This window comes from Cyclobacterium roseum (assembly GCF_010119225.1).
Lineage (GTDB): Bacteria > Bacteroidota > Bacteroidia > Cytophagales > Cyclobacteriaceae > Cyclobacterium > Cyclobacterium roseum.
This window is the reverse complement of the sequence record NZ_WNKF01000009.1, coordinates 37323-49746: the sequence shown is the minus strand read 5'-3', so window position 1 is coordinate 49746 and position 12424 is coordinate 37323. Positions and strand designations below refer to the sequence as shown.

Genomic DNA, 12424 nt, shown 5'->3' with positions numbered 1-12424 from the left:
GCCAATTACTCTTTCTTAAACGTCTCCACCGGATTGACCAAAGCCGCCCGGTAAGACTGGGAACTGACCGTGGCAGCAGCAATCAATACGGCCAGGCAACCTGAAATAGCAATGATCATCCAGGAAACGGTTATACTGTACGCGAAATTTTCCAACCACTTACTCATACCCATCCAAGCCAAAGGAACTGCGATAATAAATCCAATAATCACCAATTTCAAAAAGTCCTTTCCCAAAAGGGAAACGATATTCAAGCTGCTAGCCCCCAGCACTTTCCTTATCCCAATTTCCTTGAGTCGTTGTTCGGTAGCATATGCGGAAAGGCCAAACAGTCCCAAAACAGAAATAAGTATGGCTAAACCGGCGAAAAAACCAAAGACTGCACCCACTTTCTCTTCTGCCTCATATTGCTCGTCAAATTTATCTGCCACGAAAGAAATCTCTAAGGGATAGTCAGGGCGCGTGGACAGCCATTCATCACGTAGGTAAGCCAATGCCGCTTCCCTGTCTGTTGGACTTAACTTAATGGCCACCTGGTTGATTCGGGTATCTGGAATCATAAATACCATCGGACTAATGGGTTGGTGAAGCGATTCAAAATGAAAATCCTTCACCACTCCTACGACTTGTCCTCTTCTGTTGCCATAAATAAATGGCTTGTCGATGGCGGCTTCTGATGAAACCCAACCTATTGCCCTTACTGCCGATTCATTGAGAATGAAAGATTCACTGGAATCACTCGCAAGTAGTTTGTCAAAATCCCTGCCTTCGATGATCTCCATGCCAAATGCTTGGAAAAACGAATGGCTGATATGTACATCGGCTATTCGGGTATTGATAGCAGTCAATTTACCATCCAGTTCTGCCTGGGTTCCCTGGGAGTCCAAGAGCCGTCCTGATGGTATTCTGCTTGCAAGGGCGACATCCTCGATTCCGGGATGCTGCATCCACCTGTCTCTCAAGACGGAGATATTGTCGGAAAATTCCTCAAATGCCGGGAGGATGGCGATTTCCTCTTTTTCAAATCCCAGGTCTTTGTTTTTCATGTATTCCAACTGATTAATCACCACCAATACCGCTACGATCAATCCAATAGAAATTGCAAATTGGCCAACTACCAAAAATGACCTTAGTTTTTCATGAATGGATCCGATTTTATAGGTCCCTTTTAATACACTCGCAGGCTGAAACCCGGAAAGAAACAGTGATGGGTAGCTTCCGGCGATCAAACCAACCAAGATCACTATTCCCGCAAAACCTGCCAGGTATTCGGGATGATCGATCAGGTTTAGGCTCAAATCCTTTCCGGTAAAACTAGTGAAATAGGGCAATGCAAACCAGGCAAGCAGCAGGGCGATGAGCAGTGCCGCCACTGTCATAAAAATAGTTTCCCCCATAAACTGCTTGACCAAAAGCTGTCGGTCTGCTCCCAACACTTTCCTAAGACCTACTTCCATTGCTCTTTTGGCAGAACGGGCAGTGGCCAGGTTCATAAAATTGATACAAGCAATCATTAGAAAAAAAATGCGATGGCTCCGTATATGTATACATACTCAATGTTACTATTGGGTTCCAACTCAGAGTCGAGGTTGGAATACAGATGGATATCCGTCAAAGGCCACAAAAAGAGTTGGGTCCCTTTGGAGGCGGGTATTCCCTGGCCGCTGGCAGCAATGTGGCGATCGATAAAGTCAGGTAATTGTCCACCTATTTCATCTGGATCCACACCTTCCTCAAGTAGAAGGTAAGTTGCAAAATTATTGCTTCCAAAATTGGCCATCATAGCTTCATACCCACCATAAAAATCAACCACAGGCTCCATGGAGGCAAAAAAATCAGCCTGAAAATGGGAATTGTCGGGGATATCTTCCATGACCCCCCGGACTTGACCATTGTATATTTCGGACCCGATCCTTAATTCAAGGGCTCTACCCATAGGATCCTTGTCTCCAAAGTATTTTTTTGCCATGGACGCACTGATCACCAAACCATCTGGAAATGAAAGGGCATCAGCTGGACTGCCCTTCAGCAACTTCCAGGTAAAAATCTCAAACAGCTCAGGATCGGCAAAAAAGAAGCGCTCTTCTTTAAACACCTTGTCTTCATCACGCATGATTACCGTAGTATTCATTACCCTGACCGCTTCCTCGATCTGCTCCTCAAAATCAGATTTAAGCAGCGGAGCAAAAGGGGGAGCCGCGTGGCCCAGGTGCAGGCTGACTGCCCCGTCCTGATTATACCAGGCCCTGGATACCCGAAAGATGCGATCCGACTTTTCATGATAAGTGTCATAGCTGAATTCATGTTGTACAAACAGGAAGATCAATATACTGGAGGCCATGCCCACTGCCAAACCGAAAATATTGATAAGGGTATAGGTGGGCTTTTTCCTGAAGGTTCGGAGAAATAATTTGAAGTAATGTTTTATCATGTTCTTTGCCTTTGGTGGTTTAGTCGGATAAGAATTGCTCAACACCATTTCAGGTTGTTCTATATTAGTGCCAATTCAAAATGGGGACAATTGGCTCAAGAATAGGTTATTTCAAGGAAAAACCTACCGTTTTGCGGACAGTTTTGTTCGCTCACGGGCAAAAGCCAAGATGCCTTGGAGTGCGTTTGCTGCAAAGGTTGAAGTTCTTTTCAAGCATGACGATAGCTGTTTATTTCTTTTTTGCACTTACAAAGTTGGGATTTGTGAAATAATACATTAGTTTAATAGAAATTTATTTTAATCTCTAAATGGAGCATTTTATAACCAAAAGGCATTTCTTTCGATTTTATTTTTTACTGGTCCTAATGCTTTTACTAATGGGCGGATTTGGGATTTATGTGATCCTGGATTTCTACGGAAAATGGGGAACACCGGATTTTGAAGTGGGGGATTATCTATTGTTGTTTTTAGGTAGTTTTATGCTAATGTTTATTTTGGCTTGTCAAACGACTATTTTATCGTTCAAAACCACTTTTTTTTCTGGAAAAAGCATGTGTATAACTTTAGGGACATAAAGGAGATTATATTCGAAAGCGGTGGCAAAGGTCCCTATCGCATGAGGTTGATCACAGAGGATTATCAAACAAAAATTTACGCTGCCAGCACCCTAAAAACCAAGACCTGGTTGAACCTAAAAAAAGCATTGGAGCAAATGGAGGTTCAGGTGAGAAACGAGGCATTTCCAGAAGGTTAAATCCCCAAGGATTTTCTATTGGTCTTTCTGAAATTACAGCTTTAATCCGTCTGAGAATAAAATACCTTGAAGTTGGATTTTACTATGATTTCAAAAAACATAAGAGAACCATCCTTTTTTGTATATTTAATGAAGCAATTGCTAAATTTTGAATGACAAATATGGCGAATAGATCCAAATTACCTATTTACTACATTGATGAAGAGAAGGATATGGAAATGCTCGTTGAGCAGGCAGTCAATTCCACTCTTGATGAGAACATTACACGCTACTTCCAGGTTCTGGCATTTAATTACTCGCTGGCGGGGATTGATATTTACGATCATTCCATGGAAAAGACCATTTATTACATAGCTGATGAATCAAAATAACCGCTTCCCGGAGGGTTTTAGATCCTTCATAGAAGCCCTGAACAAACATGGGGTGGAATACCTCTTGATCGGAGGCTTTGCAATGGGAGCATATGGTTATATCAGGAGTACGGGAGATTTGGATATTTTTATTCATGCCACAGAGGAAAATGCCCAAAGGGCGTTAAAAGCCTGTATCGATTTTGGTATTGATGAAGCCGATCTCAAAGAAGAAATGTTTCTGGTGGAAAAAATGATTGGAATCGGGAAGCCTCCTTTAAGAATCGAAATCCTTAAAAAGCTTGACACAATAGATTTTAAATATGCCTATCAAAGGGCAGAGACGAAAAGCTCTGATGGATTGGAGATCAAAATTGTTGCATTGGATGATCTCATTTTGCTCAAAGAAGCTGCCGTAAAGGGAAGAAACAAGGAGCGTGATCGGGAGGACCTGGCATTTCTAAAACAATACAAAAATAAATTAAATCCTGGGAAATAAGAGAAAGTACAGCTATCCCTTTAAGGGAGATCTTCACCTATTCAAGCTACTTCTTCAAAACATCTATTAACCGCTCTACCGTCTTTTTTCCTAGACCCGGTACCTTCCGGAGTTCTGTGTCCTCTGCGGTAAACACCCTCTGGAGGTTGCCGAATTCCAACAACAAACTTTTTGCCTTATATGGCCCGATACCAGGAAGGTTTTCCAGTAGTTGGATTTTTTGCGATTGGAGCGGAGGATGCTTCTTTTTCAGCGAAGGAGGCCGGCGATAAAATTTCACGTTTTCCGGCCGGTCTTTGGTAAGTTGTTTAAAGCATTGCAACATGACCCTCACTGTTTCTCCGGGGTTTTTTGTCCTCACTATTGGGATTCTGAATCCCAGGGAAAGGGATAGCAAAAGCCCCTGAATGGCCTGTTGGGAAAAATCCGTTTCTCTAAAATGCCGGCTTTTTCCTTCCAGAATCAGGCAGGCAGGTACGGAACTGTTGCTTAGTTTTTTCGCCTGTTGAAACAATCGGCCATCCTTTATGGATTGGCAAAAGTCAGGAATCGTCTTCCGCTCTACCAGCAAGTCCCCATCCAAAAGATAGTCTCCTGCCATCAGTCGTTGGCGGTGTATGATCAGATTACCCAATTTCCGAAATTCCTCGCCCATCAGGGCTGGTTCCCGGTCATCGATGGTAACCTGCAACGGAAAGTAGAAAGAAGACTTTAGCAACCTGGACATAGAAAAAGCAGTGATTCCCTTCCTGAATGTACAAATTTTAGGGAATGACTGCAATCCTTGATTTAACTCAATGCATTAATCTCCGCATCGAATGGGAAAATTTTCGAAATCAACTAATTGGTAACCTGCTTTGGAATAGGGACTATTCGATTCGCATCACAGTGGGGAGCATTCGATTTCCAGGCAAGATAAATGAAACCTTATCTGAACACGATAAGGAATGGGAGGACTTTTGTAATGGTTTTAAAATCCTTGTTACCCATAAGTTCGATGCCCATTGCATAAATTAATTTTTTCCGACTTATGAATGGATGCAGGGAAATGGATTATTTATTAATTAAATCCGCATCTCCGATAAGTTCTTTATACAGCCTGGTTCCTTTTTCTGTCATATAAGGCATCAGCAGCTGCCAGATATGCGCAGACATGCTACTGTCCTTTTTTTTAGATTCCGCATCCGAAAGCAATTCTTCCTGCAAAAGCCAGAAGGTAATAGTGATCCGGATGGACAAAAGGAGCTGTCCGATGTTTTCTTCCGTACTTTTTATAAAAAAACCATCGGCAATGGCCTGTTTAAGCATTTCAGCCATTTGTTCTTTTCGGATCCTGAAGGTGTTTTTTAGAAGGCGGTTGATTTTTGGGTAGGAACGGGATATTTCTAAAACATCCAAATTAAAAAATCGAAACTTATATTGAAAGGATTCTAAGTGCAATAAAAGCCGGTGAATCTGCTCAAAACTGCCGGTAGTCGGGTCCGCTGAAGTGTAAGAATCGGACATCTCGTCCCTCATTTGCTTGTAAATGGCCAGCAGGAGTGCTTCTTTATTCTTATAATGATAGTCTAAGTTGCCGTAGCTTATCCCCATCTCCGTAGCAATATGCCGGCTGGTGACGCTTTGGACACCATCTTTATTGAAAAGATCAATGGCGGTTTCCATTATCCGCTGCTTGGTACTAGGTTTGCTTTTTTTCTTCATATTCACTGCTTTACAGACTTTTTGGCTAAATAACCGTTCCTCCAAACAAAAGTAAAAAAACTCAGATACGAACACTACATTTAAGATCCGTTAGTTTCCTAACCTATCGTTTATTTCCCCGTTTTTAGAACCCAAAAATACTCTGGCGCATTGGTTTTATTCAATCTCATTTTTTTCTATGATATCTACCTGTTGACAAAAAAATACCTTATTCGGCACACGTTTCCGCTACTTGGTGGTTTTTTCTCTCCTGCTATTCGAATATGCAAGACATGATCACCCTCAGGCAATCCTGCGGCCAGCGTGTAATACCAAGGTAGATGCAGGTTTGAGCTCCATCGGGTGAAAAGGTCCTGCCGTTGCCAGTCACTGTTATCGATTCTGTATTCGATCATGCCTGCATCAGGTCCGGCGGCGACAGCTATGCCAACCGCATTCCCGTTAAAAGTAAATTCCAGTGTTTCACCCGCATTTTGACCGATAAGCATGGGGACATCCACATAATTGGCCCGGGTTCCCTTTCCATCGGCAGGCTTCCAGTTTTCAACCAGCTGCCAGCCGGTAGGTATTCGGGCCTTTTTGGTTTCAACCAATACCCCCTTATCATAATTTGCGGCATCAATTGGTTCGGGTAAAATGTAACTTTCAATCTTGTCATCTTCCGCCACGGTTCCGGCCCAGGCATTCTCAAGAAATGTTTTCATGGAACGAAAATAAACCCCCTGCCCAAAGGGTGAGGGATGGAGGTTTTTAAAATCAGCCTCCCATGAAAATTCCCCCGCATCGATGCGGTCGGTCACTTCTTTTGCCAAATTAATGGTTGCGACATTGTAGTGAGCGGCCACTTTTTCATGATTTTGAATCACTTGCGGTACCTGTCCCAGGCGGTAATCCTCCATTTTTTGAGGATCCACAAAATGCATGAGGACGATATCTGTTGCGGAATTATTCCGTCGAACATGCCGAACTATTCCTTCCATTGCCCTGACCTGTTCCTGACGGCTTCTGCCGTTCGATGGATCGTTTACTGCCGCCTCCACGAACAGCAAATCTACCGAACCACCGGCAAGCACATCTCGTTCAAGCCTAAAAGCAGCCGGAGTGGATCCCATGGAAGGAATGCCTGCTTCAATAAATTCGAATTCAGTATCAGGAAAACGTTTTTGAAGGTAATTCGAGACACTGTCGCGCCAGCCACCATTATACGTAATGGATCCACCAAGGAAAGCCACCCGTCCTTTTTTCTCCTGCTGAAATTTCAAAAGACTGTTTCGGATACCCTGCCGCTGCTTGTGGTAGCTTTCAGCATTGAGCAAAGGTTTGGGTAATTCCGTGTGGTATCTAATAAAATCGGCACCTAGTCGGGGTGTTTCAATGGGGAAATGATGCCCGAATAACGCCTGCGTTCCGTCGGTACAGGGGACGACCGTTGCAGGACCCCCGAGTTTGATGTAGCGATCAACCAGGACAAAGGTGTTTTCCTCCGGCGGAACCACCTGGTCGTTTAATCCAATCATGTGTATAATGGGCACCTTTGCCGCTGCCAGTGCCTCGAGGTTATCCACCGGATGATCTGCGTATGCCAGGGCTTCTTCGTCCGAAGTAAATCCATAGGCGGCTTTTAGCCGTTCCCAATCGACCTGGCTGCCTTTGCCTCCACCAAAACCGCCCGGCCAGCTCTTAAAATCGCTTACCGGAGCTTCGGCATATAGGGAGTTCACCTTTTCCGGGTTGCGTGTTGCCCAGTTGTAAATGAATAAGCCGCCACGACTTACCCCTTCCAGCGAAACCTTTGGATGGAGCTTCCATTCGGTGGTCAGGAACTGGTAGAAACGGTCCCAAACCGCCACCGCAGTGGGACTGCCATACATGTTGTCCGTGTTAACATAGGCCAAATGAAAGCCTTCGGAAAGCAGTAAACTATCCATTTCCGTGTGCCATCCCGGAAAACGTGCCCGCCAGACCCAGGGATTACCGCGAAGGGCTTTTTCCGGCAAGGTGACATGGGCATCCCTGCCTTCGAACCGAAAGGTATGCCGCACAAATCCATTCCATTCCGTTTGTTCGCCCGGAAAGGTTGTGAGTTGTGATTTTTCGTTTTCGGGAAGGAGCGATAGATACGCGTCAAAAATTCGTTTTCCATGCGCTACCAACCCTTCCGGAGTAAGGTGAGTGGCATCGGCCTTCGAAAGGCCTTTCATACTGGTAAATGAAATAGTAGAATCTTCAGCGGCTAATTTCTTCTGAGCTTCCACTACCAGCGGACGTTCTTTCACAAAGGGATGCTGTTCATCCACTCCAAGAATGATTTTCAGATTGGGCTCATTTATTACGTTCCGGCGCAAATCATGAATCATTTCCCTAAGGTTACTTTGATATTCCTTGGCCGTATTTTCATTGCCAGCATCGGTTTCACCCTGAATCCAGATAAACCCACGCACGGTTACTGTAAAACCCTTTTTTTCCAGTTTTTTTATAGCCGACTTCAAATCTTCGGTCATACGATCATAAATACCGCCTTCTCCGGGAGACTTCCAGTCCCGCGCAAGGCCGGTCGCGCCCTTGGTGTACTTGAAAATGGCAGGGTTGTAGCCCAGTTTTTTGAGTTCACGACCAAAGCTTACCTCCGGCCCGAAATGGCCTTGGGGAAACCTTCCCTGCTGAGGTTGCATCGTAACCCAGTTACCACCGGAACTTTGGTTGTCCACAAAAGTCCAGTTTAAAAAAATCGATTCATCCAGCTTCTTCCCTTCTTCCGGGTAATTAGCAGCATCACCCATCCATCCCTGGGCATTGGATTGGCCCGCCCAGATAAAAAGATCCAGGGCCTTCTGTGCAGGTGCATCGATCGGTAGCAAAACCAGAAGATGCAGGAAAATACCGGTGATTGCGCTGAAACACTTCATGCTAATGCCTCTCTTTTTAACGGTTAAAAACTACTTTCTCTCCTTCAGCTAAAGTAAGTTTTATATTCAGACCATCCTTTATATATTCTTTATCAGATGAAAATTGATCTTTACCAAACGGATTTTCAAAAATTATTTCTCCCCCCTTTTCAGAGGAAATCTCCACTTTGTCCACTTTTCCATTCTCTCTAGTTGCAGAAACAAGGAATGCACCTTGGGTGCGCAGGGTTTTAAAAGAAACATCTTGCCAGTCTGCAGGAATGGCTGGAAACAGCTTTACCACGCCAGTGTGACTTTGTATCAGCATTTCTTGAATCCCCGCAGCAAAGGCAAAATTTCCTTCCAAGGTAAAGGGACGGTAGGTAAAATTCGACTTTCCGGTTCCCGATTGGTCTCCATTGACATGGAAACTGTTGGGCAATACAAAGGAGGAAGCAAAATCCCGTAAGGCCATGGCGGCTCCCTCTCCATCTCCCGCCCTTGCCTTAAGGTTTCCCAGCCAGGCAAAGGAATAGCCGGTCCAGTTGGATGATCCCAGCTTATCTAAATGGGCAATGGTATTTTCTATGATTTCCCGATCCTTTTCTCCATTGGAGGGATCTATCAAGCTTAGGGGATGAATGGCCATGATATGGGAAAAATGCCGGTGGGACTCTTCTAACGGATTGTCAGGTGCTACCATTAGCCCTGTTTCATCCGTGGCATAATCGGGCCATTCGGCCAGCATGGTATTCCAATCTGCTGCTTCATCAGTATAGCCCAGTTCCAGGGCCAGTTCGGCGGCAGTGGTATAGGTCCAACGCACCAGGGCCAGGTCATAATTGGTCATTTGGTCAAACCATGCCCGGGCATCGTTGTTATGGATTTCGGGGCTGGAAGACAAGGGAAGCTTCCTTTTGCCGTCATCAGCCTGTACGGAAAGCTCATTTAGAAAAACGGCGACCTCCCGGATCCAGGGATAGGCTTCGGCTTCCAGAAACTGTCTATCCATCGTATACCGCCAATGCAGGTAATAGTGGTGTCCCAGCCAGGCACTTACGGTGGGTCCGAATGCATATTGTATCCAGCCGCCCATAGGGTCTCCCTCCAGCGTGGTCACTCCGGGCACATTCAATCCATCCGTTCCAAAATATTCCCGGGTGTATTTTTCAAAGGTGGGTTGATGTTGATTGAGCCAGTCTATAAAGCCTTGCTCCAGCTCCAGGTGGTTGCCTGCATAGGTAGGCCAGTAGCTTAATTGGGTATTGAGGTCATGATGGAAATCCCCTTTCCAGGGCGGTAATTTACCATTGTCCGCCGTCCAGACGCTTTGCAGGGAAATGGGTGGTGCTCCCTGTCTGGCAGCAGCACCCAGTTTGTACATATCCATGTAATATTGCTGCTGCAAAAGGGTGTCGGGAAGGGTAATGGAGGATGCCTTCCAGTAGTCATCCCACCAGGTAAGGTGCTCCTGATGGTATTCATCCTGATTTTTGGCAAAAGCTTTTTCAGTGATCTCCGAGGCGGTATCGGCGGTTTCCTGGTCTTTCTTACTTGAACTGATGCTCCAGAATCCCTCAAGTTGATCTGCTGTTTTCTCCCATCGGGTATTCACCTGAAACCGGAATCCGTCCCATCCTTCCTGCTCATAAGTCAGGGTATTTCCTTCCTGGGAAAGTTCGCCGGCCGGATATCCCAACCTTCGCAGGTCTTGTCCACTGACCGGGTCCAGGGCTTCTGATGGTCCGGCTCCTACGTAAGGAGGGGGCACCATTTCTGGCAACAGGTCAACTTTGAGATTTTCAAAACGGTACCAACCAATAGGTTCGGTAGCATGTACAAAGGTTCGCAAGACCGTGCCGTTTTGCCAGCGGATGACGCACGTCGCTTTTTGAAGGTCTAATTTGACAGATTCCACCTCGCCTAATTCAGCAATATCAAATTCAAGGGCAGCACCGGGAATTTTGGATGGGCCCGAAAGGGTATCGTAGGGGATGTCAAATTGCCGTTGTACAGCATCGTATTCGTTAGCTTCCCATTGATTTTTCACCCAGTCGAAATCATGGTTTTCAAAGTCCAGGTTTTCCATGTTTCTCAGATCCCAAAGATCTGCCCGATCCAGGGAAAACCGCAGTTTGCCTTCCTTTTGCCAGATTAGGGCGCCCAGCATGGCATTGCCAAGGGGTATGCCTTCGTCCCAGGTCTTTGCCAGGTCCGAGAAGCTGCGTTCCATATAAAAGGGTGAGCCTTGATCGGCTTGCTTTTCATGACAGCCGTCCATCGAAAGCACACAATATAGGATACATGCTAGACCAAGTAATTTTTTGAATTCCATTAGTTTTCAGGTTGATAGGATGGGTTTGGATACGGTAATTGTACTGCCATTTCCTTCATCCAGTGTTGTAATTTTTTAGTTAATCGGTTTCTTGTTTCAGGGAACGAATTACTTAGGTCGGAGTCTTCGGCTCGATCGGTTTCCAGACCGTATAATTCCGATCGGTCGCTTTCAAAAAAGTGAATCAGTTTATACTGCCCCTCTCGGATGGCAGCCGAAGGTCGACCTCCAAGACCCCCACTATAGTGGGGATAATACCAAAATATAGGCCGCTCTTCCATACTTTTACCCCTCAGCAGGGGCTGTAGGCTTACTCCGTCCCGGTGCTGATGCGGCAATGGATTTAAACCCGCCATTTCCAGAAAGGTGGGAAAGAGATCGGTACCGGTAACGGGAAACTCATGTGTGCTTCCTTCTTTTATGGCTCCTGGCCAGCGGAAAATAAGTGGAACCCGGATGCCTCCTTCGTACAAATAACCTTTTCCGGTTCGCAGGGGGGCATTGGACGTGGGGATTTGTTCGGCCAGGTTGCTGGTAGCCATCCCGCCGTTATCCGAGGTGAAAATAACCAGGGTATTGCTGTCGAGCCCGGCTTCGGAAAGGGCTTGCAGGAGACGGCCCACGTTCTCATCCAGGCTTTCTACCATGGCCGCATAGGTAGGATGGTCCTGATGATTTTTTAGATAGGTTTGATTTTGCTGGTCAAATGCCGCTCCTTCAAATGACATTTGCTGGCGTTTATTTTGATACTTTTTTACTTTTTCTTCCTTCCCTTGCAAAGGCAGATGAACGGTATAATAGGAGAGGAGGGCAAAAAAAGGCTTTTCCCTTTTTTTGGTTATAAACCGGATGGTTTCTTCCGTAAGGCGATCCGTAAGGTACTCTCCTTCCGGCCCATCGGGCAGTTGCGGGTTTGCATAGGGTGAAAAATACCCTCCGGCAGGGTGACCCGTAGCATTGCCACCCACATTTACCTCAAAACCATGCTGTTCCGGATAGTGCATTTCCTTTTCTCCCAAATGCCATTTTCCCGCAAAAAAGGTGGCATATCCATTTGATTTAAAGGCTTCCGCTAGGGTAGTCTCTTCGGGATCAAGAAATAGTTTAAAGGGATGGGAAGCCAGTTTTTGGTCGGGATGGGGACCGTAGTGGCGGTTGCCAGGAATGTAGTCGGTCAGGTTTAACCGAGCCGGGTATTTTCCCGTCAGAATGGCTGCTCTGGAGGGGGAGCAAATGGGGCTGGCGGCATAGGCATTGGTAAAGCTCATGCCTTCTGCAGCTAGCTTATCGATATGGGGGGTTTCATAAAAGCGGCTTCCGGTATATCCCAAATCATGATATCCTAAATCATCTACCAGGATAAAAAGGATGTTTGGTGGCTCATCTCCTGCAGGTGCAGCCTGTGAGTGGCCTACAGATGGGAACAGTACCAATAGAAAGGTGAATCGGAGTAACTGTGCAATCAT

General features: G+C 45.7%; 10 protein-coding genes. 3 read left to right on the top strand and 7 right to left on the bottom strand.

The features are described from left to right. Positions 1–5: 5 nt before the first annotated feature. Together GJQ68_RS23340 and GJQ68_RS23335 are read right to left on the bottom strand one after the other, a co-directional pair. Positions 6–1493, bottom strand: a complete 1488-nt coding sequence (locus GJQ68_RS23340) for an FtsX-like permease family protein (RefSeq protein ID WP_235941507.1) — start codon at positions 1491–1493, stop codon at positions 6–8. Positions 1494–1513: 20 nt separating this feature from the next. Beyond that, the gene (locus GJQ68_RS23335) at positions 1514–2431 is read right to left on the bottom strand and encodes an ABC transporter permease (protein ID WP_235941505.1); all 918 of its coding nucleotides are present in this window, start codon (positions 2429–2431) and stop codon (positions 1514–1516) included. A gap of 616 nt (positions 2432–3047) precedes the next feature. Here GJQ68_RS23335 and GJQ68_RS13650 point away from each other — a divergent pair. From GJQ68_RS13650 to GJQ68_RS13640, 3 genes are all read left to right on the top strand, one after another. Then, on the top strand, positions 3048–3185 hold the full coding sequence (locus GJQ68_RS13650; RefSeq protein WP_162417817.1) for a hypothetical protein: 138 nt from the start codon (positions 3048–3050) through the stop codon (positions 3183–3185). 161 nt (positions 3186–3346) lie between these two features. Then, positions 3347–3556, top strand: a complete 210-nt coding sequence (locus GJQ68_RS13645) for a hypothetical protein (RefSeq protein ID WP_162417816.1) — start codon at positions 3347–3349, stop codon at positions 3554–3556. Next, positions 3543–4034 (top strand): nucleotidyltransferase, encoded by a 492-nt coding sequence (locus tag GJQ68_RS13640; protein ID WP_162417815.1) that lies wholly within the window; start codon positions 3543–3545, stop codon positions 4032–4034. The genes GJQ68_RS13645 and GJQ68_RS13640 overlap by 14 nt, the downstream gene beginning before the upstream one ends. 46 nt (positions 4035–4080) lie before the next feature. On the opposite strand, the gene GJQ68_RS13635 is transcribed toward GJQ68_RS13640, so the two are convergent. The 5 genes from GJQ68_RS13635 to GJQ68_RS13615 form a co-directional block, all read right to left on the bottom strand. Next, positions 4081–4761 (bottom strand): ERCC4 domain-containing protein, encoded by a 681-nt coding sequence (locus GJQ68_RS13635; RefSeq protein ID WP_162417814.1) that lies wholly within the window; start codon positions 4759–4761, stop codon positions 4081–4083. A gap of 326 nt (positions 4762–5087) precedes the next feature. After that, entirely contained in the window at positions 5088–5738 is a 651-nt protein-coding gene (locus GJQ68_RS13630; RefSeq protein WP_162417813.1) for a TetR/AcrR family transcriptional regulator, read from the bottom strand. Between the two features lie 185 nt (positions 5739–5923). Beyond that, positions 5924–8644, bottom strand: a complete 2721-nt coding sequence (locus tag GJQ68_RS13625) for a sialate O-acetylesterase (protein ID WP_202927941.1) — start codon at positions 8642–8644, stop codon at positions 5924–5926. Between the two features lie 16 nt (positions 8645–8660). Next, positions 8661–10958, bottom strand: coding sequence for a glycosyl hydrolase family 95 catalytic domain-containing protein (locus GJQ68_RS13620; protein ID WP_162417812.1), 2298 nt, complete (start codon positions 10956–10958; stop codon positions 8661–8663). Continuing rightward, positions 10958–12424: a sulfatase gene (locus tag GJQ68_RS13615; protein WP_162417811.1), complete on the bottom strand. Its 1467-nt coding sequence runs from the start codon at positions 12422–12424 to the stop codon at positions 10958–10960. The genes GJQ68_RS13620 and GJQ68_RS13615 overlap by 1 nt, the downstream gene beginning before the upstream one ends.